This window comes from Desulfoglaeba alkanexedens ALDC (genome assembly GCF_005377625.1).
GTDB classification, from domain to species: Bacteria; Desulfobacterota; Syntrophobacteria; order Syntrophobacterales; family DSM-9756; genus Desulfoglaeba; species Desulfoglaeba alkanexedens.
This window is the reverse complement of the sequence record NZ_CP040098.1, coordinates 3,202,407-3,224,841: the sequence shown is the minus strand read 5'-3', so window position 1 is coordinate 3,224,841 and position 22,435 is coordinate 3,202,407. Positions and strand designations below refer to the sequence as shown.

Here is a 22,435-nt window from a genome sequence, read left to right as displayed (position 1 = left end):
TCAAGCCGCTTCCTTGGCGATCCGGGCGAGCCGGGCGAAGGCTTCGGGATCGGACACCGCGAGCCCCGCCAGAACCTTCCGGTCGATAGCCACGTCGGCCTTCTTCAGGCCGTTCATGAACTGCGAATAACTCATCCCGTGCATCCGGGCGGCGGCGTTGATCCGAACGATCCACAGGCTCCGGAAATCCCTCTTCTTGGCCCGCCGATCGCGGTAGGCGAATTGCAAGCCGCGTTCCACCGTTTCCTTGGCGGTCCGAAGGAGCTTGCCGCGCCCGCCGCGGTATCCTTTGGCCATGTCGAGGACTTTTTTGCGACGCCGGCGGGATTTGACCGCCTTCTTGACTCGTGGCATGGAACCTTCTCCTCCCTCAGGGGCTGCTTCCCGCCCCGATTCGTTTTACAGGTACGGCAGCATCCGGCGGACGGCCGTCACGTTCGCCGCATCGACCAGCGTGGACCGGCGCAACCGGCGTTTGCGTTGGCGGGTCTTCTTCGTCAGGATGTGACTCTTGTTGGCCCGCGCGCGGGCGAACTTCCCGCTGCCGGTCACGCGAAACCGCTTGGCCGCTCCGCGATTGGTCTTGAGTTTGGGCATCGAATCCTCCAAATCCTTCCAGGCTCCAGTTATCCCGGCATTCGCCGGGAACACGAACGGGCCCATCCCTCGACCCGAGGTCTGCGGGCTGAGCCGAAAATCACGGGAACTTCAGCGACGGTCCCGTGGTGCGGGCGCGGTCGAAGCCGCCAATTTATTGGGGTTCCCGGGTGGTGTCAAGCTTTTTTCCAGGCGGGGCCTTAGGGCCTGTCCCAAAACAAGCTCATGAAAGTCGGTCTTGATGAGGTTCCTTCCACTCGTTCCCAATCTCTTGCTTGAGAACGGCCTCATGGGAATCGAAGCTGGAGCTTCTGCACAGTTGTGTTCCCAAGCTGGAGCTTGGGAACAAGGTGGAAATTCTATTTCCCCAAAGCCAAGCACGCGGTTGCGCCAGCGCAGGTCCCGGCTGGAGCTTGGGAACAAGGTGGAAATTCTATTTCCCCTCCCCTTGTGGGAGGGGATTAAGGGGAGGGGGATGTAACTGATTGACGTACGTTAATTTTCTCACCCTCACCCCAACCCTCTCCCATCAAGGGAGAGGGGGACTTTTCACCCTCGTTAACTTTTACCCTCGTTCCCAATTTCTTGCTTGAGAACGGCCTCATGGGAATCGAAGCTGGAGGTTCTGCACAAGGGTGAAAAATATTCTCAGACAGCCTCTCAGCCCTTCGGCGCCAGGATCATCACCAGGTTCCGCCCTTCCATCTTGGGAGGAAGTTCCACTACCACTTCATCCTGAAGCTCCTGGAGTATGCGGTCGAGCACCATCCTTCCCCGATCGATGTAGGCGATCTCGCGCCCGCGGAAGAGCACGGTGACCTTGGCCTTGTCCTTTTGCGCCAGGAAACGCCGGATGTAGCTAAGCTTGACCTGCACGTCGTGCTCGTCGGTCTTCGGGCGGAGCTTGACTTCCTTCACCTGGATGACAGTCTGCTTCTTCTTGGCTTCCTGGCTTCGTTTGCTCTGCTGGTACTTGTATTTGCCATAGTCCATGACCTTGCAGACCGGGGGCTCCGCGTTAGGGGCGACTTCCACGAGATCCAGCCCTTCCTCGCGGGCGATTTCCAAGGCCTGCTTGATCGGCAAGATGCCCAGCTGGCTCCCGTCCGAACCGATCACTCGGACCTGGAGCGCCCGGATCTTCTCATTCACGTTTTCCTGCTGCTTGCTCAGAGTCCCATCCTCCTCGTATCGAGTGTCACCGTTTCAGGTCCATGCCGCTTCAGATCATCCCCAGACCGACCCGCCCGCCCGTCGCCTCACGGCATTCCTGTTCCAGGAGTTCGGCAAACTCCCGCGGAGTCGTGATGTCCAGGCTCTTCCCATCGCGGCGCCGCGGCCGCACGCCGCCGGCCTCCACTTCCTGGTCGCCGACGACGAGCATGTAGGGGATCTTCTGCATCTGGGCTTCGCGAATTTTGAAGCCCAGCTTTTCGTTTCGTTCGTCCAGTTCCACGCGGACGCCCAGCGCGCGAAGTTCCGCGTGGACGTTCCGGGCAAATTCCAGCTGGCGGTCCGTGACCGTCACCACCACCGCTTGGACTGGAGCCAGCCAAGACGGAAAGGCTCCCGCGTAGTGCTCGATGAGAACACCGATGAACCGTTCCAGCGCCCCCAGGATCACCCGGTGCAGCATCACGGGCCGGTGCCGTTCCCCGTCGGCGCCCACATATGTGAGATCGAAGCGTTCGGGAAGCGTGAAGTCGCACTGGATGGTCGCGCACTGCCATCGCCGTTCCAGGGCGTCTTTGAGTTTCACGTCGATCTTGGGCCCGTAGAACGCCCCTTCACCGTGGCAGATCGTGTAGGGAAGCCCCTTCCCTTCCAGCGCTCCGATGAGGGCCCTGGTGGCCCGCTCCCAGTCCTCTTCCGTTCCAATAGACTTCTCGGGCCGTGTGCTCACTTCCATTTCGTATGAAAAGCCGAAAAGGTCCATCACCTCGATAACGAAATCGATGATCGCTTGAATTTCCGCGTTCAGCTGTTCCGGCATGCACAGAATGTGGGCATCGTCCTGGGTGAACTGACGGACGCGAAGCAGACCGTGGAGCACCCCGGACTTTTCGTGGCGATGCACCGTGCCCAGCTCGAAGTAACGAATCGGCAGATCCCGATAACTCCTCACCTTCGACTTGTAAATGAGCATGTGAGCCAGGCAGTTCATGGGCTTGATGCCGTAGGACTGGTTGTCGATTTCCGTGAAATACATGTTTTCCCGGTAATTGTCGAAATGGCCGGAACGCTTCCAGAGTTCCGTCTTGAGGAGCGTGGGGCCGATCACCATCTGATAGCCCCGCTTCAGGTGTTCCCGCTTTTCGAAGGCTTCCAGAATGTGACGGAGCAGCGCCCCCTTGGGATGGTAGATGACCATGCCGGCCCCGACTTCGTCGGAGAAGCTGAACAGGTCCAGTTCGCGTCCCAAGCGTCGGTGATCGCGCCGCTGGGCTTCCTCGAGGAAGTTGAGGTACTTCTTGAGGGCCTTTCCGTCCGGAAACGCCGTGCCATAGATGCGCTGGAGCATGACGTTGCGTTCGTCGCCGCGCCAGTAGGCTCCGGCGACGGAGATGAGCTTGTACGCCTTGATGAAACCCGTGTCCGGAACGTGGGGTCCCCGGCAAAGATCCACGAAATCGCCCTGCTCGTAGATGGAAACCGTGGGGGCTTCCAGTTCCTGCAGCAACTCCACCTTGTACGTTTCCTTTCGCTGCTCGAACAGCCGGATCGCCTCTTCCCGGGGAAGTTCCCGGCGCCGGAAGGGAATCCGCGCCTGGATGATTTCCTTCATGGCCGCTTCGATCTTTTCCAGATCTTCCGTGGTGAAGGGCCGGTCCACTTGGAAGTCGTAGTAGAAACCGTTTTCTATCGCCGGCCCGATGGCGACCTTCGCCTCGGGAAAGAGCTTCTTGACGGCCTGGGCCATGACATGAGACGCGCTGTGCCGCAGGATTTCAAGCCCTTCCGGCGAATCGATCCGCACCGCTTCCACCATGGCGCCTTCGGTTATGGGCGCGGCGAGGTCCACCAGGCGGCCGTTCACCTTGGCGGCCACCCAGCCGTCCGGCTTTCCGCCCGCGGCCGCGAGCACCTCCTTGACGGTGGTACCCTTGGGAAAATCACGCCGTTCGCCGCCGGGAAACTCGATCTTAACTGTTTCCAAAGATTCAACCGGTTGTGTGGTCATGGCCTGAAACCTCTGTCGCCCGAGGGCCGCCGGGCCGCCGCGTCGAAGGTCTTTCATGTAACAAAAAAGGCACCCCCCTGGTCACCGGCGGGAGATGCCTGTTCATTCACGGTGTCGGTGCACTATTGATCGGGGTCGACTCCCTGATGATCCGTTGATCCACCCGCGAGCCCGCGAACCGTCAGTATTTTGGATGTGTCAGGACCGGAGCGCTTTCATCCTGGATTGCTGAAAAACATGGTAGGCACGGGCGGGATCGAACCGCCGACTTCTACCGCGTCAAGGTAGCGCTCTCCCGCTGAGCTACGTGCCTACGCGCAGGTTCGCTCCCGTATATCGGATTCGTTCTCGAGGTGTCAAGCAAAATGAACCTCGCCGAGCTTCAAGCCTGCTCCTTGTCGCCGTTACGGGCCGCGTCCCAGAGTCGCAGACCGTACACGATGTAGTGGAGGCCGCTCGCCACCGAAAACGCGGCCGTAGCGGAAATGAGGCCCTGCGTCACCCAAAGGAGAGGCGAAAAATAGGGGGCGGCGAGAATCGCCATGACCGTCAGGATCTGCACCAGCGTGGTGAGCTTGCTCAAGAGCGACGGGTGAATGGCCACGGGAACCTGGTGAAACATGAGCGTGAGGACGCCGATCACGATGAGGGCGTCCCGGCTCACGGTGATGATCACGAGCCAGTCGGGAAGCAGGTCCAGGTGGCCGAGGAGGATGAAGGAACTGACCAGGAGGAGCTTGTCCGCCAGGGGATCCAGGTAGGCCCCCAGTCGGCTTTTTTGGTGGAACACGCGGGCGATGAATCCGTCCAGCCCGTCGGTGACCCCGGCTACGAAGAAGACCGCCAGAGCCTCTCCCAGTCGTGCGTCCAGCAGAAGCCAAATCAGCACAGGGGTGAGCAGGATCCGTATCAGGGTGATAAGGTTCGGAATCGTCATCACCGGGACTCCGGCGCCGGCTCATCGAACGGAACCGCCGGTTCCTCGGGGGCCGGAACGCATTCCAGAAGGAGCGAACGGGTTTCGCGTTCCACTCCCCTGACATGCAGCGCTTTGCCGTCCCGGAGCTTCACCCCGGAAAGGCTTTCGATCTCCCGGTACGACACGCCTGAAACAAACGCTCGGATCTCGCCGCCCTTCAATTCAAGCCCCTCCACTCTGACTTCCGACGACTGGCGCCTGAGCAGTTCCTCCAGCATCTCCCACTGGCTGTAGGCGTGATCCGACCGAAGTACTACATTCCACTGTCGCTGCGCACCCCACTCATCCGGCACCGCGCTGACTTGTCCCACGGTGTAAGAACGGCCTCTTTCCCCGGCGGCGGCGAGCAGAGCATCGATCCGCGGAACCACCAGGCTCGCCATGTAGACGATCCCTTCGTTCAGATCTCCCGCGAGAGGCCAGGAATGATCAAGGCTTCCCAAAACGCTTTCCGAAGCCACATCAACAATCTGAAGGTTGACCTGGACGGTCCGGATGCCGGCGTCCGTTGTCTGCGAGAAGACTCGGCCCATCACCAGGATCGGCTTTCCCCTTTCGCGGGCCGTCTGCAGCGCGTCGTAGAGGGGAACGTTTCCCGAGGCGTCAGCCACGACGTCTCCTTGTGAAGGGACGTCCAGCGTCCAGAGGTAGTCTTCCGCGTCCATGAGGAGGCTTTCGTGAAAGGGTGTGCGCGACGGGGTATCGCTTGTGGGAACCACCCAGGTCCCGTCCCAGTTTTCCGAAACGACCCAGAGCAGATCCCGGGCGTGCGGCAGTCCTTCGGGCAGGCTTTGGCGGTTCCCTTCCGAAGCCGGTGCGGAAGCGGCCGCGGGAGAAGGAACGGGTACGGGTTTCGCGGTTCCCTCCACCGAAAGACTCAGAGCCTCCAGGTCGGCTCGTAGCGTTTCCATGGCCACCGTCACCTGGCCCTGTATCCGGTAGGATCCACCCGACGGCTGCTCCGAAAGAATCCGGTAACTCTGTACGTAGCGCTGCGGCTTGGAAAGAATTTCCTTCTTCAGCAGCGCGTTCTGACGCACCAGTTCGGAAGGCTTCAAAAACACCCCGATCCCCTGGGTAACGCCCTGGATCATGAGGTCGTTCAGCGCCTCCTCGCGGCTCCTCGCCTGGTCCCGTTCGTCGTAGACGGCTATCCCCTGGGCGAAGAAAGTTGACGTCCCCGACTGAGACCAGGCGATCCGGGCGCAAAAACCGGTGAAAACGATGAGAACCGCAGCGATAAACTTTCGTCTCACGCGTCGACCCATGATAGACTCCGTCTGGTGGTTGAAAGCCCCACAACGCGTCCGGTGCGATCGGTTTTGCTCCGCAGGTGATGTAAGAGAGTGTCCGAGAATACCCTTCACCCACCCAGGCGGCCCATTGTGGGAGCGGCGCCCCCGCCCCGATGAAATCGAAGCTCCAGCTTCCCTCGCGGGAGAGCTATTGCTATCATAGGCATCGGGTGAACAAAAGCGGAAAAACGAACGGTTCCACGGCGGAGGGATCCATGCAGGGCACGGTGTTTCTTGGATTTGTAGATCCCCGGACCATCCATTTTCTTTCCTCCACCCTGGAAGCCTACGAAGGTGTGGCCGTGGTCACCACAGTGGATTCCGATCTGGGACTGGTGCGGATCCATGCCGCTCCGGACTGTGAGGACGATGTGCTGGCGATCATCGGCGCGGAGTCGAAGTTCACCGGGTGGGTTCCCGCTGAACCGGCCTGATCCGGAGGGACCCACAGCGGGCGTCCCGCTGGGAGGCCGACCCTGCTACGCGGCGGCCCTTGGCCGGGCGCTCTTCTTTCCTGCTCCCTCTTCCGTGCGGCGTGCCGGGCCCCACCGCCCGGGACTCGGGACAGGCCCCTTGAAACGAACTCGGGTATAGTCTAAGAATGAAGGCCCTAAGGCGTGACTGACCCCGGACCTTCCATGCTTGCGGAAGCTTAGAGGCTATCTGAGAATACTCTTCACCCTTCCGGGGATGGAGTGTCCGTGTTTTCGAGTAGGGGCGCAGCAGCGCTGCGCCCCTACCAGGTGATGCATGCCCAGTAGGAGCCGGCTTGCCGGCGATCAGCATCAACGCGGCATCGCCGGTTTTACGGGTCGCGGGCAAGCCCGCTCCTACAGGAACAAGGAACTTTAGGGCCCGACTTTCATGAGCTTGTTGTTGGACAAACTTTTATTGAAGTCCCTGGACAGGACGTGCGATGACGACTTCGAAGAGAAACCGCCACCTGAGTGCACCGGAGGAGGAGCGACCCGACTACCGGTTCGACGTGCGAACCTATGACGAAGGCGACATCGTACTTTGCGCGGGTCAGGAAGTGTCCAACTTCTACGTGATCTTGGACGGCAGTGTAAAAGTCACCCGCGACGGCCGCAAGATCCGGGTTCTCGGCGAGCAGGACGTCTTCGGCATGGAATGCCTGGTGGAACCCCACTTTCCTTATACCGTGCAGGCCGTGACAGCCGCCCGCATCGCCATCTACGACGTGGAGGCAGTGGATTACTTCATCGCCAGGACACCCCGGATGGCGCGAACCATCCTGCTTTCGGTGGTGAAGCAGCTTGTAGACACGGGAGAGGTTGTTTTTGAGGACCGGGAGGTTCAACTGCCTCAGGACGTGGAAATCCGTTTTTTCGGAGACGGAGAGCGCGTGGTGCATGAAGGTTCCCAAGGGAGGGAGTTTTTCAGGCTGGTTTCCGCCGACGGCGGTCTTCGGGTCACACGAGGCGGCTTGGAAGTGGGCCGCATCGAGCGGCCGGGCACCTTCTTCGGCGCCATGGCCTGCCTGCTCCGGCTCCCCTGGAAGGCTTCGGTGACCAGCGTGGGCGAAAGCACGGTCCAGGTCTTTCCGGCCGACAGGCTGCTGTCGTTTGCCCGGGAATTCCCGGACCTTGCTGTGGACCTGATCCAGCGGCTTTCCAGCCGGCTTGTGGAAATGAATCGCAACCTGATCGCGAAGGGTCATCCCGAAAACGAATGGGACGACCTTCTGTGACGGACAGCCCCGGACGGGGGAGAGGATGCTCGGGCGTTGAGCGGCATGCACGAAAAATCAGCTGAGGCGGCCGTTGGGGCCTGTCCGCGGGCCCTCTATGTCCAGACCTTCGGCTGTCAGATGAACGAATACGATTCCATGCGCGTGGCGTGGCTCCTCGAGAACCGGGGCTATCGCCGCGTGGATGACCCGGACCGTGCGGACGTCATCTTTTTGAATACCTGTTCCGTACGGGAAAAGGCCGAGCAGAAGGTCTACTCGTTGGTGGGTCGGCTGCGAAAGCTCAAACACCGCAATCCGGATCTGAAGATCATCGTGGCCGGATGCGTCGCTCAGCAGCTGGGAGAAAAACTCCTCGAGAGGTTCCCTCACCTGGACCTGGTCGTGGGCACGCGAGGTGTGGGAGCCGTGCCTGACTTGCTCGACCGCCTGTGGCAGGACGGGAACCGCACGGCGTACCTTCCGGACGATGAAGGCGAAACTAACCGGCACTACCCGCCGGCCGGCGGCAGGCCGCTTCGGTCGGGCGTCGTCGCGCCGGTGACCATCATGCAGGGGTGCGACAACTTCTGCACGTACTGCATTGTGCCCTATGTGCGGGGCCGGGAACGGAGCCGGCCGAGCGGCGACGTGCTCCGGGAGATCAAGGCTCTGGAAGACGGGGGCGCGCGCGAAGTTCTGCTGCTCGGCCAGAACGTTAATTCTTACGGCCGGGGTCTTTCCGAGCGCATCGACTTTTCGGAACTGATACGGAAGATCGCCGGTGAGACAAACCTATCGAGAATCCGGTTCACCACGTCGCACCCCAAGGACCTTACGGAATCTCTTATCCGTTGCTTCACCGAAATCCCGGTTCTTTGCAAACACATCCACCTTCCCTTCCAGGCCGGCTCGGACCTGGTGCTCCGGCGGATGAACCGGCGCTACACGGCGGCCGACTATGAAGACAAGGTCCGGCGCCTCAGAGACGCCTGCCCCGAGATCGGCCTTTCCGCCGACGTCATGGTCGGCTTTCCGGGAGAAAGCGACGAAGATTTCGAAAAGACTCTGGAGCTGATGGAACGCATCCGCTTCGACACGCTCTTTTCGTTCCGATATTCGGACCGACCTTTCGCCAGGTCGTCGGGTTTTTCCGGCAAGGTCCCGGAGGACGTGAAGAGCCGCCGCCTGGCGATCCTTCAGGGGCTGCAGGCGGAAATCACCCTGGAAAAGAACCGGCTCGAGATCGGCGGGATTCGGGAAGTCCTGGTGGAAGGACCCAGCAGGGCGGGGGGCGGTCAATTCACGGGGAGGACGCAACAGAACCGAATCGTGAATTTTCAGGGCGACGAGACGCTGGTGGGCCGTTGCGTCAAGGTGCGCATCACAGACGCGTTCAGCCATTCGCTTCGGGGTGAATTGAACGGCGGGGCTGTCGACTGATCTTCGGTCCTCCCCGCACAAACCTGGAAATCAACCGATGCCGTGCCGTTTTTCGCTCGCGCGACAGGCGGTCACGGGCAGCGGTTGCAGCATTTGATAACGGCGGCAGTCCGGAAAGGAGATGCCATGTACAGGCAAATGACGGTTTCCTCGCTGGTCATGGATCAGCAGACTAATACCCCGGTGGTGATCCTCAAGGATCCGGTAACGGAAACACATCTTCCCATTTGGATCGGGCTCCTGGAAGCCACATCCATCGCCACGGAACTCGAAAAGATCCGTTTTCCCCGTCCCATGACCCACGATCTGTTGAAAAACGTGCTGGAGCACCTCAACGTGACGGTGGAACGCATCGAAGTTTGCGACCTCCGGGACAACACCTATTACGCCTTGATTCATCTTCGAGTCGACGATAAGTTGAGTTCCATCGATTCCCGACCCTCCGACGCCATCGCCATAGCGCTCCGCACCAACGCGCCCATCTTCGTCCGGGAAGAGGTGCTGCAGAAATCGCAGAAATCGGTTTCCCAGGAAGATAAGACGATGTTCCGTTCCGAGGACAAGGAACAGTGGGAAGAGATCCTGGACAAGCTGGATCCTGAAGACTTCGGAAAATACAAGATGTAGGGCTTGCCCGCGATGAAACGGGACCGCCGATCGCTGGAACGGCTCCTTCGGGTCGCCGCCGGGGAAGTCCCCGCCGAATGCTGCCTTCGAGGGGGTTCCATCGTAAACGTTCATACCGGGGCGGTGGAACGAGCCGACTTGGCCGTGCACGACGGCTGTATCGTGGGAATCGGCCGCTACGAAGCCCGCCGCGTGGTGGATGCGTCCGGCCTGTACATCGCCCCCGGCTTCATCGACGGCCACATCCACATCGAAAGCAGTCTGCTGCACCCGTCGGGGTTCGCCGCTGCGGTACTGCCGCGGGGCACCACGGCGGTGGTGTGCGACCCTCACGAAATCGCCAACGTTTTCGGCGTGGAAGGAATCCGGTACTTCCTGCAGGCCACCGAGCGTCTCCCGCTCGACGTCTACCTGACCCTACCCAGTTGCGTTCCGGCTTCCCCGCTGGAAACGTCGGGAGCCGCACTGAGCGCGGCGGACCTCGCCTCTTTGCTGCCTCACCCGCGCATCGTGGGGCTCGGTGAAATGATGAACTTCCCGGGCGTTATCGCGGCGGTTCCGGACGTCCTTGAAAAGCTGGTGCTTTTTCAGGATCTTCACATGGACGGCCACGCGCCCTTGTTGACCGGAAATGCATTGAACGCCTATGTGCTGGCGGGTATCGCCACCGACCACGAATCCACGCAGCTCGAAGAAGCCCGTGAAAAACTCGCCCGCGGGCTCAGGCTCATGATCCGAGAAGGCAGCCAGTCCAGGGACATGGCGGCGCTTCTTCCAGCCGTCTCCGATGCCACCTGGCCCAGTTGTCTCCTGGTTACCGACGACCGGCATCCGGACGATCTCCTCCACGACGGGCACATGGACGCTCTGGTGAACCGCGCCGTCGACCTGGGTCTGGATCCGGTGCGGGCCATTGCCATGGCATCGCGGACGCCCGCCGAAACGTTCGGGCTGAAACGAAGGGGTGCCTTGGTCCCGGGGGCTCGAGCCGACTTTTCCCTCAGTGCGTCGCTGCACCCCTGGAAACCGGTGAGTGTCTACAAGAACGGCGTCGAAGTGGTAAGAGACGGGAAGGTGCTGGTGGATCTGGAAAACGGGCCTTCGCCGGCGCCGCCTCCCAGCCCCATGGAGCTGGGTCCCATGAGCTCGGACCTGTTCGCCCTCTCGGGGGCGCCGGACCGGGAGGTGAAGGTGATCGAAGTGGTGGAAGGAAGCCTGCTCACCCGCTGCGTTCACGCAGTTCCCAAGACCGATGGGGGACGGCTGGTCGCGGATACCGGCCGGGATATCTTGAAACTTGCGGTTTTCAACCGATACGGCCCCCGGACGGGGCAGCCCCGCCGGGGAATCGGCTTCGTGAAAGGATTCGGGCTCACCCGGGGAGCCCTCGCCTCCACCATCGCCCACGATTCCCACAACCTCATCGCTGTGGGCGCCTCCGATGCGGCCATGGCCGCCGTGTGCGAAGCCGTGCGGAGGGTTGGAGGCGGCTTGGGGGTCGGCGACGCATCGGGGACCCTGGAACTCCTGCCTCTGCCCATCGCCGGACTCATGAGCCTGGAACCCCTGGATGCGGTGGTGGATCGACTGGCGGCGCTCCGCCGGCTGGCCCGAACCTTCGGGTGTGCCCTCCGGAATCCCTTCATGGCCCTCTCGTTCCTGGCACTCCCGGTCATCCCGGAACTGAAACTCACCGACCGAGGCCTGGTGGATGTTGCGAGCTTCTCCATGGTTTCCCTGCAGGCGTGAAGCAAAAGGCCTTGCAGATCTTCGCGGCGATCTGTTATGGAGGGACAAGGCCGCGAACGCGGACGACCCCATTCAAAGGCATCGGATCAGGCGGCGGGTGATTTCGGTTTCCCTGAGTGGAAAATCGGCGCCGGTCCACCGACAGACAGACGATCAGAGCCCGTTCAGCGGGAGAGAGGTGGAGGTGGGGATCATGTCCACAATTTCTTGCCGTTCTTTCGACGATATCGTCAACTTTGCCATCAAGAAAGAAGAGAGCGCCATGGATTTCTACCGCCAGTGCGCGCAGCGGGCCAAGAACCCGGGCATCAAACACTTCTTTGAAGAAATGGTCGATGAAGAACGCAAGCACCGAGACATGTTGAAAGACCTCAACCCTTACGGCCTGGAAGCATTCAAGCTGGAAAAGGTGGAAGACCTGAAAATCAGCGACTACCTGCTGGACGTTCCGTTCCGCGAAGACCTGACCTACCAGGAAGCCCTGACGCTTGCCATGAAGAAGGAAGAGAAGTCTCACGCGTTCTACGAGGCATGGAAAGGAAAGTGCCTGCACGAAAAAACGGCCAAGATCTTCGAAATCCTGGCCCAGGAAGAAACCAAGCACAAGCGGAAACTCGAAACGCTTTATGACGAAGAAATCCTAGGCTGGGATTAGATCGAATCCGGAACACCACGGAGACCCGGAGGCGGCCGGCGCGTCCGGGTCTTTTTTTTCCTCGGACCCGTGAAGGGGGATGGCCCGCCGTTGAATCGCAACGCCCGCGCCTATCTGGCCGTATCGGCCGCCGTCGCCTTCTGGGGTGTTTCGTTTGTGGCCACCAAGGTGGCCCTCCGGACCATCCCCCCTTGCGTGCTCCTGGCCTCCCGGTTCGCCCTGGCGAGCTTTGTGCTCCTTCCCCTCTGGTTCGTGTTCGCGCGGGAAAGGCTGCGAAGGGGCGATTTCCTCCTCTTCGCGCTGCTCGGCATCATGGAACCCGGACTGTATTTCGTCCTGGAGACCCGCGGCCTCCTTCACACCAGCGCTTCCGCCGCGTCGCTCATCATGGCCTCGATCCCCGTTTTCGTGATCATCCTGGCACGGTTTCTCCTCAGAGAACCTCTGCGGCCCCGCGTGGCCGCAGGGATCTTCCTCACCCTGGCCGGCGTGGCGTTTCTCCTCTTCCGCGGCGAGCCGACTGAATCCCTGGAAGGAAGTTCCCTCAGGGGAAACCTTTACATCCTCGGAGCGGCGCTATGCGCTTCCGCCTATACCGTTGTGAGCCGCCGTCTGGGGGTCCGCTACCGGCCCTGGACCGTCACCATGGTGCAGGCCCTTGTCGCCACGGTCTTCTTCCTGCCCCTGGCCGTGTTGGAATGGCGCCCGCTGCAAATCCGCGGGATCGGCACCCCCGAATGGGCCGCCCTCCTATTCCTTGCGCTCTTTGCGACCCTGTTCGCCTTTCTCTGCTACAATTACAGCCTGAGCGTTCTCGAGGCGTCCCGGGTAGCGGTCTTCCTCAACGTGATTCCGCTGGTGACCGTGGCCTGTGCGAGCTGGATCCTGGGAGAACGACTGGGGCCGACCCAGGCGGTAGGGGGCGTGCTGATACTCGTAGGGGTGAGCATCACGACTTCCGGAGCGCACGGTGCGGCGACCGGCGGAACACGGCCTCTTGTCGGCTCGGTGCGGCGGTGGCTCAAAAAGCTACATGGCGGGACTCACCACGGGATGTCGGCTTTGTCGGCGGCGAAGAAGTACGTAAAAGGCCCCGCTTCCTCCGTCGCAGGAGCGCGCCGAAGCGAAGGCCAGCACAAAGCGTTTTAGGGGAGCGCAGAGAAACCAGCGGACCAGCTGGTTTTTCAAAACCGGTTCACGGTTTTTGGAGTTCAGGCCCTTTCCGGAAACCACCAGCACGCACCGGAGCCCTCGGGCATGGCTGTCGCGAATGAACCGCGTGACCAGCTCCAGCGCTTCCTCCCGCGTACAGCCGTGTAGATCGATGTAGGCCTGATAGCTGAAGCGGCCTTTTTTGAGGCCCTTGACGATTGCGGGGGAAAGCCCCGCGACGGCCCCGTCTATGTACTCGTCCGTGTGCACCAGTTCGAAGGAGGCTCCCCCGGCCACCAGGTCCGCCAGGTGCATCAGGACCTCCCAGTCTTCCTGTTCCCGGCATTGGGGGAGGAAGGTCCGAGCGGGCCTCCGGGGCACGCGGGCGCGGTCTTCGGCGGGGAGAGGCGTCGCATCGCCGACGGTATCGAGAAAGAGCTGTTCATCGGGTATTTCGCGGCAGGTGCCGCCGGCGTGAGCCCTCGAAGCTTCTTCGGGGCGGTCGAACCGGGGCTGCGGGGGCACTGCGGGCGGTGGGCCGCCGGTCTTTTCCGCCGACGTGGCTTGCAGCTGTTGATCCAGCCCCCAAAAGGGGGTATAGAAGCCCTCGTCCGTGGGACTCCTTTTCTTCTGCTTGCGCGAACCATTGGAAACCGCTTTGGAAGGCGATTTTTTGCGACTCATGACGGCACCTCCCTTCGACACGTTCATAGTACAGGAGGCGTCCGGCGAAGACAACGCCGAGCGTCCCTGCCACATGGTGGCGACCCCTGAAGACTTCCGGCGCCTTATGGAGCAGTTGCGGGGTGAGGGCCATATCGCCGTCGATACGGAATCCAACGGCTTCTACGCCTATTTCGAACGCGTCTGCGTGATTCAACTCTCCGTAGCATCCCAGGATTTCGTGCTCGATGTCCTGGCTCTGGACGATCTGAAGCCCCTGGGGGCCCTGCTGGCCGACCCGGGCATCGAAAAGATCTTCCACGCCGCTGCAAACGATATCGGGAGCCTCAAGCGGGACTTTGATTTTCAGTTCGCCAATGTTTTCGACACGGCCATCGCGTGCAAGCTTCTGGGGCATCGCCGGCTGGGGCTCGCCGCGACGCTTGAACGCGAGTTCGGCGTGCGGCTCGACAAGAAATGCCAGCGCTGCGACTGGGGCCGAAGGCCGCTCACCGAGGAACAGGTGGTGTACGCCTGCCAGGATACGCGCTACCTGGTGGCCCTGCGTCACCGCCTGGCGGAACGGCTGGAAAAGGAGGGTCTTCTCGAAAAGGCCGCTGAAGCCTTCGAGGCCGTGTGCCGGCAGAGTGCGCCGCGCGGGCGGTTTCCTCCCAACGGTTACGTGAAGATCCGTGGATTCAAGACCCTGGAGGCGGAGGGGCGACGGGCGGCCCGAGAACTCTACCAACTGCGCGACCAGATGGCCAGAAGCGCCGACAAGGCCCCTTTCCGGGTCATGACCAACGACGTGATTTTTCGCCTGGCCCGGAACCGGCCGCAGAACCTGAGCGAACTGGCCCGCATCAAAGGACTCCCGCGGCAATTCAGGAAAGGTCGGCTGGCCGAAAAGATCCTGCACGCCGTGCAGTAGTCGACTCCATCCTCCGATCCGCTGCCTCACCACGCGGCGGAAGTCAAAGGACGCGCCATGAATTCCGGCATAGAACTGCGAGATTGCTTCAAAACCTACAGTCACGACCAGGACAAGGCGAGAACCCCCGCGGAGACCATCCGGTGGGTCCGCGACCGCCTGTCCGGCTTTCGCCTGAACCTTCTTTCCAGAACGCTTCGCATCGACACCGGCCGGCTGGATGTTCCTGTGTTCCTGAGCCTGTGCGGAGACGACGCCATACTCCTCACCGGAACGAAAAAACAGATGGGAAAGGGTGCCACACTGGAACAGTCGGAAGCGAGCGCCCTGATGGAACTCGTGGAACGGTTCAGCTTCTTTTCTTTCGTCCGTGAAACCCGTTTCCCGCTGCTCACCTGGGAGAAGGTGCCCGGATCGGCCGTTTCCGCGGAAGTTCTCAAGCTGTCCATTCACGACAGCCGGACGCCGACCGGCCGGTGTGAAGCATTTCTGAAGGGCTGTCCGCTTCGCTGGGCTGTCGCCCGAAGCCTCACGGAAAACCGGGACCGGTGGCTGCCCATCGATTGGTTTTACCTCATCAACGAATACAACGGGCCGGCCGCCGGAAACACCCTGGAAGAAGCGATCCTCCAGAGCCTTTGCGAGGTGGTGGAACGCCACGTGGGTTCGGTCATCGCCTACGAAGAACGGGTGACCCCGCGCATTGATCCCTCCAGCGTGAAAGACCCGGCGGCGGTGGAGCTGCTGGAGAAATTCCATAGGAACGGCATCCAGCTCCACCTTCGGGATTTCTCTCTGAACACGGGCATTCCCTCCGTCGGGGTCCTGGCTTACGATCCGGCCAATTTTCCCGAAAAGAGCGAAATCGTTTTCGCCGTCGGGACCACGCCGAGTCCCGAAAAGTCGCTGTGCCGCGCCCTGACCGAAGTGGCGCAGTTGGCCGGCGATTTCGAGAGCCGGACGTCCTACCGCCCTACCCTTCCCAAGTACAAGTCCTTGGAAGAAGCGGCCTACCTCATGGCGCCGGGACCGACCGTCGCCATCCAGTCCCTGCCCGACCTGAGCGACCATAACCTGCGGGTGGAAATCGAGCGATGCGTCGGTGCGTTGCGCGATATGGGTCTGGAAGTCCTGGTCCTGGATGCGACCCACCCGGAACTTCAAGTGCCCGCCGTATACACAGTGATTCCCGGTGCGCACTTCCTAGACCACACGCGCGATACGGATTTCCCCCAGCACATGGCCCGGACCGTGATCCGCGGCCTTCCCCCGGAATCTGCGGCGGCTCAGCTGGAACGGCTGCACAACCTTTTCGGACCCCGCTACGATCTCACCTTCTTTTTGGCTCACGGCCACGAACTCCTGGGCAACGTGGAAAAGGCCCTCGGCCTGTTCGAGGAGGCCCTCCGCCAGAAACCGGACCCGCGCGAAATCGCCAGCATCTACGTGCACATGGCGTCCTGCCGGAAGGAGCTCGGCGACTACCGGGGCGCCTTGCGGGCGCTGGAATACGCCGAACGGCGAAACTGGGAGCTCAAAGAGATCTACAACCTGCGGGGATTCTGCTACTACCGGCTCAAAGAACACTACAAGGCTATAGAGGCGTTCGAGCGGGCCATAGAACTGGACCCCGGTTCGGCCATCGATTACGCCAACATCGGGTCCAACCTGAGGGAACTGGGTCACAAGGAAGAGGCGGTACGGCTCTACCGCATGGCCCTGGAACTGGATCCTTCCATCGACTTCGCCCGAGAAAACATCCAACGGTTGGAAGCGGAAATCCAGGCGGCGCGGGGCTGAAGCCTTGACATACGAACGGGAAGCGTCTTCACGACCAGGGTGTTCGTGAAAAGCTCTCGGGCCAGGCTCAAGATGTCGTCAGCGGTCACGCTTCGCACCATGTCGGGATAGCGGCGGTCGTAATCCCAGCCCAGTCCCAACACCTCATTGACCGCGGCGCTCTGAGCCTGGGCTTCGAGGCTTTCCAGCGACAGGTAGTGCATGGTGAGGACCATTTCCTTGGCGGTTTGAAACTCTTCGTTGCTGACGGGTTCTTCGGCGACCCGCTTCAGGTTGTCCAAAACGATCGCTTCCACCGATTCCAGGTTTTCCATGGTGGTTTGGGTGAGGACCCCAAAGAAACCCGTGTCGATTCCCAGGAACGGGAACGCGTGCACCACATACACCAGATCGGCCTCGCCTCCTCGAAGCGCCTCATGAAGCCGGCCCCCCGGGTAGCCGATCCCCGAAATCAGGGCGTCCAGAACATCGAGGGCGGGACGCCGTGGGTCGTTCAAGGGCAGCCCGTTGGTTCCCACGAAGAGCGCGGCGGATGTCTTTTCATTTTCCTTCACGATGACCCGGTCTTCCGTAAGAAGCGGCACGGGGTCGGGCCGAGTGGGTTCGCCGGCGGCCTCCCCGCGCCACTTGCCGAAAAGCTTCTCGACGGTCTTCATCACCTCGCCGGCCCTAAAGTCGCCGTAAACGGCGACCACCGTCCGCTCCGGCCGCGCCATGCGCGCATGAAACGCCAGGATGTGTTCCCGCGTGAACCGCTTCACCGAGGCTTCGGTTCCGAGCCGGTTGTGACCGTAGGGATGGCTGCCGAAGAAATGGCTCCTGAAAAGGCGCATCAACTCGGCCTGCCAGTCCTCGTCCTGCCGTTCGATGGCAAGGAGTGTCTCCTTGCGTTTCTTTTCGATTTCTTCTTCAGGGAAGACGGGTTCGAGCAGAGCGCTCGAAACCAGGTCCAGGGCCGATTCCAGGTCTTCACGGAGCACCTTGGAGGACACGAAGCAGGTGTTGTTCCCGCAGCCGCTGTTCAGGCTGCCCCCGACGTTTTCGATCTTTTCCGCCATTTCCATCTTGGAGTATCTTCGGGTGCCCGCCGTAAGAAGCGAACCGGTCATGGCGGCGAGCCCCTCCTCGCCTTCTTTCTCCAGGAGAAGCCCTCCGCGGGTGTAAATCTGAACGGTGGCGTACGGCAGTTCGTGATCTTCCCGCATGAGAACGGTGAGGCCGTTGGCCGGCCGCCTGACGATCACCGACTCCGTCTCATCCGGGGTATCGGCGCTGGAAGAAGCGCCGGGCGGCGTCGCCGAAGGGCTCACCGAGTCTTCCCCGGGGGTGATGACGGCCACATTCATGCGATCGAACACTAAATACTTGCGGGCGGTACGCCTCACGTCGTCCCGGGTTACGGCCCGGATGCCTTCCACGTAAGAGTCTTCGAAATAAGGGTCTCCGGTATCGAAGTAGGAGCCTCCGATGGATGCGGCCGCCTCGGAAGCCGTCTCCTTGCCGAAGACGTGCTGGGCGATGACTTTTTTCTTCGCCCTTTCCAGTTCTTCGTCGTCGATCCCATATTCCTTGATGACCGAGAGTTCTTCTCTGACCGCGTCCAGGACGCGGGGCCAATTTTCGGGGGGCACGGTGAGTGAAATCACGAACTGCCCGGGCACGTAGGACGGCGTCCAGTTGAAGGCCCCGACATCCAGCACGCTGTTGTCCCTGTGCTTCAGCCTCCGATAAAGCCGGCCGGTCCGGCCGTCTCCGACGACAATGGCCAGGACGTCCAGGGCGTAGAGATCCTCGTGGGTCAATCGGACGGAGGGAAACCCCACCATGGCCTGGTTCATGCGCGCCATGGGAAGCGCCTTCTCCTCCCAGCGCAAGGTCAACTGCGGAAATTCTTCCGGCAGCGCCAGGGGTTCCGCCGATGAACGGGCAACCGAGCGCGTCTTGTCCGCCACGAAGCGAACGACCTCCCAAGGGTCCACGTCGCCGGCCACGGCCAGCACCATGTTTTGAGGCTGGTAGCGCTCGTCGTAGTAGCGGGCGAGCGCCTCCCGGTCCTGGCGGACGAAAACCTCTTCGTAGCCGATCACCGGGTGCCGGACGGGATGAACCCGATAGGCGGTCTGCATGAAGAGCTTCCAGAGTTCCCGCTGCGGGCTGTTTTCGCCCATGCGGATTTCCTGCTGGATGACCGCTTTCTCGCGGGCCGTCTCGGCTGGATCGAGTGTGCATTCTAGAACGAAGGACAGGAGAAGGTCCAGAGCCTCACGCCAGTTTTCCGCGGACGTGTTGATGAAGTAAACCGTCCGATCGTGGCTGGTATAGGCGTTGGACGCTCCCCCCAGCTCTTCCAGGCGTTTCCGCGCCTGATCCTCGGTAAAGGACTTCGTGGTTCCACTAAAGACCACGTGCTCCAGGTAATGGCTCAGTCCCCCTGTGAGATAGGGACCTTCGTAGATGGAGCCGGCACGGACCAGAACCCTCGCCGATACCGCGTTTCCTCCCGGCTTGGAACGGACCAGCACGGTGAGGCCGTTTTGGAGAACCACGAAGGCGTCACCGTCTTTCGCACGAAGCCGGTGTGCGCCGAGCGCCCGCTCCGGCACCGACCCTATTCCGGGAGCTTCTGAACTCTCCGCGGGAACGGGAAGCCACAACAGGCAGAGCAGCGCCGCAAGGCAGCATAACAGGACAGCCGGTTTGAAACGCACAGGCACAGGTCGCTTTCCCTTCACTCACCCCTCCTGGTCGTCGATCTGCTTGAGTTCCGCGAGGATCCACTCGATCTTTTCCGGGTCCTGAAATTCTTCCGGCTTTTCCCGTTCGGTCCTTAATAGATCTTCCAGGTCGAGGCGCCGTCGGTGACGGAATCCGTCAACGTCTTTTCGGAACCGGCGCTGGGCCATTTCCTGAGCCTTCTCGTAGTCTTTCAAGATATCGTCGCTCATGAAACCCACCCTCTTCACGTAAGCCCGGATGTCGAGGCCGTTCGTTCCACGATAATCAAATCATCGCGCCCGCGGGACGCAACGGCCTCATAGATCAATGGTGCCGCTCCACGTCCGGAGCGATGACGCGGAAGACCACCATCATCCTTGCCGAAAACCCGCTCCGTCCACAAAGGTTCTATTAACCCCCGCGATGGGTGTCAAGGAATATGGTGGGGAAAGGAACCGGGGAAGAGAAAGGTCACAAACCGGCGAAGAGGCGGTTCTGCCGAACCAGGTCGCCGATCAGGCGGTGGCGGTGGAGTCTTCCCGAAGGAAGCGGCCATTGCTTCGGGGGGCGGATCATGTCGGTAAAGACCCAGCGCTCAGGGGTACGTCCCCATTCGAAGACGATATCGTCGATTGCAGACGCTCCGGCCAGCTGTTCGGACCGAAAAACCAGCTCCGCTACAGCTTCGGGCGGCCGATCCACGGGCGTCCAAAGGGATTCTTCGCCACTTTTCTCCTCCGATTCCAGAATCCCCCGGCAGCGACCGTGGACCAGCAGCAACCGCACGCGGCGGTCGAAGGACAAGGACTCCCTGGCGATCACCGGGTTGGGAAGGGTCCGCCAGGAGGGAAAGGCTTCGGCGGCGCCCACGCGCCGGACGGGATGAACCGCTCGGTCGGGACCCGCCAGTTCACAAGGCGGGGGGAAGTCCGCCGCGATACGGGCTCGCTGCCGCCCGAAGTAGATGCGGCTTCGAGCCGCCGGAAGCCCGTGATATTGCACGAACAGCTGCTGCAGAATCCGGGACCTCCGGTACCGGTAGGTGAATGATCCGGGAAAGCATCGCTTCCCGGCGGCTTCGAAGATGAGCGCAAACCTGAGGGTGGGGAAAAGGATCAGTCGGGCGTCGCGGATCCATCGCCGTTCCCATTGGGTGTAATCTCCTATGGAAGGCCGAACCCCCAGCGTCCTGATTTCGGGAAAACCGGCCAGGAAAGGCGCGATGGCCACCACGGCTCCCTTTTCGCCCGTTTCGCCCTCGTTCGCACCGCGAGGTTTGAGGCTGCGGCCCGAATCAATCGCCAAGCAGAGCATCGGGGTGAGCGCCGTAGTTGTAGCTGCGCATTCGAAAATAGTTTTCGAAGAGCCCGACCTTCTGGTCCACGTAATCGTAGATGCGCAGAGGCAGCGTGCCCGTGTCCCCGTTTCCACTTCTCGGAAGACTTCGGACCGCATGGGTCAATCCCCTTCGGAAATAGACCGGCACCGCCAGGAAAAGGACGTCCGCCGACAGCTTCTGCGAAGACTCCGCAAGGGCTTTCGGCGTTACCAGGATCGCCTTCCTTCCCCCCGCGCCGTGCTCCGGCGGCTCTTCCGGCCGGCGGTCGGAAACCGGTTCCACCCTCCCCGCGTCACCGGCGGACACCTCCTCTTCCGCTTCAGGGTCCTGCACGACGACGGAGATTCCCCGCCGTTCCAATTCCCTGCCGAGCTGGCGGTCCTGTTCACCGCCCCCGGTTAGGATCACCAGCGGGTCGTTGCCTTCCCGGATCTCCGCTTCCACATCGTCGGCAATCAAGCGATTGCGAGCCTCATCGGTCATGAGCGCCTTCATCATGGACGGGTAATCCGCCCGGGACTCGTACGGATAGTCGAAGTCGGTGGTGCGGGCGATCACCTGGGCCCGGAGCACCCCCCGGCCCTCCCGCGCATCCTTTTCGCTGATGCTGTACACTACGTCCCCGAGGTAGATGTAAATGAGCTGTGAAAGACGGTCCCGGCGCTGAGTCGAATTCGTCAGCCCCAGCATGTAGCGGCTGTCGAAATTGGGGATCAGGTGCGTGAAGACCTTGGACGGGCAGCGCTGACATTCGTCCAAGATCACGTAGCCCACCCGTTCCTTCAAGGCTTTCCATTGGCGGAGTATTTCTCCCGTATGAGCGATCGTGATGCGGTCTCCCCGCCTGTGGGTTCCGCGGATGAAAAGCCCCACTTCCTTTCTGGGAATCTGGAGGAAGTTTTCGATCTTGGTCAGCCAGCCTTCCATGAGATCCAGGTGGGGGATCAGGATCAGAGTCGGCTGGCGCCTCTGAGCTATGGTATAGAGGCCGATGACCGTCTTGCCGCTCTTGTAGCCGCCGACCAGCGTGGCGAAATCCCGCTCCAGCACCCCTTCGGCGGCCTCCAGCTGGTAGTCCTTCAGCTGCCCGTGAAACTCCATGGCCACCGGTTCCAGCGCCCGGCGCCTGTCGATGAGGCGATAAGGCTGCTGAAACCTGTCGCAGAGCTCCAGGAACTGATCCAGGAACCCTCGAGGAATGATGTAGTGTCGGCCCGTCTTCCGGAGACAATGGATTTGCGGGGCGATGTTTCCCAGCCATTCGCCGCGAAGGTGGCGCACCTCGTATTCCGGATTGGTAAACACGAGCCTTTCGTGGATCTTGTTGAGCAGCAAGGGGACGACGCCCTGCGTGGGAAATCTGACGGATTCGGATACGGTGATATCCAGTGTCTTCGTATACATCACTTAAGACCTGTTTTCCCCAAAAATGGGTGAAAGAGCCGGAAAGGCCGGCTTCCGGGGTCCCGCCTCGCATGTTTAGGAACCCGGGTCTTGGAAAACGTCAAGCGCTTGCCCAAAAACAAGCTCACGAAAGTCGGGCCCCGAGATTCCTTGTTCCTGTAGGAGCGCCGCCCCGATTTTCCGCTATCGGTAGGAGCGGGCTTGCCCGCGACCCG

Annotated in this window: 20 protein-coding genes and 1 tRNA gene; 9 read left to right on the top strand and 12 right to left on the bottom strand. The window is 61.3% G+C overall.

Annotation, left to right across the window (positions count from 1 at the left end):
- The 7 genes from rplT to FDQ92_RS14405 all read right to left on the bottom strand — a co-directional run bounded on the left by rplT (nt 1) and on the right by FDQ92_RS14405 (nt 6,025).
- Nucleotides 1-354: a 50S ribosomal protein L20 gene (rplT, locus tag FDQ92_RS14435; protein ID WP_137425543.1), complete on the bottom strand. Its 354-nt coding sequence runs from the start codon at nt 352-354 to the stop codon at nt 1-3.
- Nucleotides 355-399: 45 nt separating this feature from the next.
- Complete coding sequence (rpmI, locus tag FDQ92_RS14430; RefSeq protein ID WP_137425542.1) at nt 400-597, bottom strand: 50S ribosomal protein L35; 198 nt, start codon at nt 595-597, stop codon at nt 400-402.
- Between the two features lie 660 nt (nt 598-1,257).
- A complete protein-coding gene (gene infC, locus FDQ92_RS14425; RefSeq protein ID WP_137425541.1) occupies nt 1,258-1,770 on the bottom strand; it encodes a translation initiation factor IF-3 in 513 nt (170 codons plus the stop codon).
- 49 nt (nt 1,771-1,819) lie between these two features.
- Nucleotides 1,820-3,754 (bottom strand): threonine--tRNA ligase, encoded by a 1,935-nt coding sequence (gene thrS / locus FDQ92_RS14420; RefSeq protein ID WP_425457278.1) that lies wholly within the window; start codon nt 3,752-3,754, stop codon nt 1,820-1,822.
- 262 nt (nt 3,755-4,016) lie between these two features.
- Nucleotides 4,017-4,091, bottom strand: a tRNA-Val gene (locus tag FDQ92_RS14415).
- A gap of 69 nt (nt 4,092-4,160) precedes the next feature.
- Complete coding sequence (locus FDQ92_RS14410) at nt 4,161-4,715, bottom strand: CDP-alcohol phosphatidyltransferase family protein (protein ID WP_137425540.1); 555 nt, start codon at nt 4,713-4,715, stop codon at nt 4,161-4,163.
- Entirely contained in the window at nt 4,715-6,025 is a 1,311-nt protein-coding gene (locus tag FDQ92_RS14405; RefSeq protein ID WP_137425539.1) for a hypothetical protein, read from the bottom strand. The genes FDQ92_RS14410 and FDQ92_RS14405 overlap by 1 nt, the downstream gene beginning before the upstream one ends.
- A gap of 242 nt (nt 6,026-6,267) precedes the next feature.
- Between FDQ92_RS14405 and FDQ92_RS14400 the strand changes: the two genes are divergently transcribed.
- The 7 genes from FDQ92_RS14400 (at nt 6,268) to FDQ92_RS14370 (ending at nt 13,365) form a co-directional block, all read left to right on the top strand.
- Nucleotides 6,268-6,486 carry a DUF4911 domain-containing protein gene (locus tag FDQ92_RS14400; RefSeq protein WP_170180393.1) on the top strand — a complete coding sequence of 73 codons (219 nt, stop codon included), beginning with the start codon at nt 6,268-6,270 and terminating at the stop codon, nt 6,484-6,486.
- A 482-nt stretch (nt 6,487-6,968) separates the two neighbouring features.
- Entirely contained in the window at nt 6,969-7,763 is a 795-nt protein-coding gene (locus tag FDQ92_RS14395; protein WP_137425537.1) for a Crp/Fnr family transcriptional regulator, read from the top strand.
- 45 nt (nt 7,764-7,808) lie between these two features.
- Nucleotides 7,809-9,185, top strand: coding sequence for a tRNA (N6-isopentenyl adenosine(37)-C2)-methylthiotransferase MiaB (gene miaB / locus FDQ92_RS14390; protein WP_137425536.1), 1,377 nt, complete (start codon nt 7,809-7,811; stop codon nt 9,183-9,185).
- 126 nt (nt 9,186-9,311) lie between these two features.
- Nucleotides 9,312-9,812, top strand: coding sequence for a bifunctional nuclease family protein (locus tag FDQ92_RS14385; protein WP_137425535.1), 501 nt, complete (start codon nt 9,312-9,314; stop codon nt 9,810-9,812).
- Nucleotides 9,813-9,824: 12 nt separating this feature from the next.
- Nucleotides 9,825-11,561, top strand: coding sequence for an adenine deaminase (gene ade / locus FDQ92_RS14380; protein WP_137425534.1), 1,737 nt, complete (start codon nt 9,825-9,827; stop codon nt 11,559-11,561).
- A gap of 193 nt (nt 11,562-11,754) precedes the next feature.
- Entirely contained in the window at nt 11,755-12,216 is a 462-nt protein-coding gene (locus FDQ92_RS14375) for a ferritin family protein (protein WP_170180392.1), read from the top strand.
- A 90-nt stretch (nt 12,217-12,306) separates the two neighbouring features.
- Nucleotides 12,307-13,365: a DMT family transporter gene (locus FDQ92_RS14370; RefSeq protein WP_137425532.1), complete on the top strand. Its 1,059-nt coding sequence runs from the start codon at nt 12,307-12,309 to the stop codon at nt 13,363-13,365.
- Here FDQ92_RS14370 and FDQ92_RS14365 read toward each other — a convergent pair.
- Nucleotides 13,246-14,052 (bottom strand): Smr/MutS family protein, encoded by an 807-nt coding sequence (locus FDQ92_RS14365; protein WP_137425531.1) that lies wholly within the window; start codon nt 14,050-14,052, stop codon nt 13,246-13,248. The two genes, FDQ92_RS14370 and FDQ92_RS14365, sit on opposite strands and share 120 nt — an antisense overlap.
- Here FDQ92_RS14365 and FDQ92_RS14360 point away from each other — a divergent pair.
- Nucleotides 14,051-14,962 (top strand): ribonuclease D, encoded by a 912-nt coding sequence (locus FDQ92_RS14360; RefSeq protein WP_137425530.1) that lies wholly within the window; start codon nt 14,051-14,053, stop codon nt 14,960-14,962. The genes FDQ92_RS14365 and FDQ92_RS14360 overlap by 2 nt on opposite strands.
- A 57-nt stretch (nt 14,963-15,019) precedes the next feature.
- Nucleotides 15,020-16,762: a YcaO-like family protein gene (locus tag FDQ92_RS14355; RefSeq protein ID WP_137425529.1), complete on the top strand. Its 1,743-nt coding sequence runs from the start codon at nt 15,020-15,022 to the stop codon at nt 16,760-16,762.
- Here the strand turns inward: FDQ92_RS14355 and FDQ92_RS14350 are convergent.
- The 4 genes from FDQ92_RS14350 to FDQ92_RS14335 all read right to left on the bottom strand — a co-directional run bounded on the left by FDQ92_RS14350 (nt 16,669) and on the right by FDQ92_RS14335 (nt 22,220).
- The gene (locus FDQ92_RS14350) at nt 16,669-19,494 is read right to left on the bottom strand and encodes a M16 family metallopeptidase (RefSeq protein WP_137425528.1); all 2,826 of its coding nucleotides are present in this window, start codon (nt 19,492-19,494) and stop codon (nt 16,669-16,671) included. The two genes, FDQ92_RS14355 and FDQ92_RS14350, sit on opposite strands and share 94 nt — an antisense overlap.
- On the bottom strand, nt 19,495-19,707 hold the full coding sequence (locus FDQ92_RS14345; protein ID WP_137425527.1) for a hypothetical protein: 213 nt from the start codon (nt 19,705-19,707) through the stop codon (nt 19,495-19,497).
- A 241-nt stretch (nt 19,708-19,948) separates the two neighbouring features.
- Nucleotides 19,949-20,791: a hypothetical protein gene (locus FDQ92_RS14340; protein ID WP_137425526.1), complete on the bottom strand. Its 843-nt coding sequence runs from the start codon at nt 20,789-20,791 to the stop codon at nt 19,949-19,951.
- Nucleotides 20,772-22,220, bottom strand: a complete 1,449-nt coding sequence (locus tag FDQ92_RS14335; RefSeq protein WP_137425525.1) for a DEAD/DEAH box helicase — start codon at nt 22,218-22,220, stop codon at nt 20,772-20,774. Before FDQ92_RS14335 ends, FDQ92_RS14340 begins: the two co-directional genes overlap by 20 nt.
- Nucleotides 22,221-22,435: the final 215 nt, after the last annotated feature.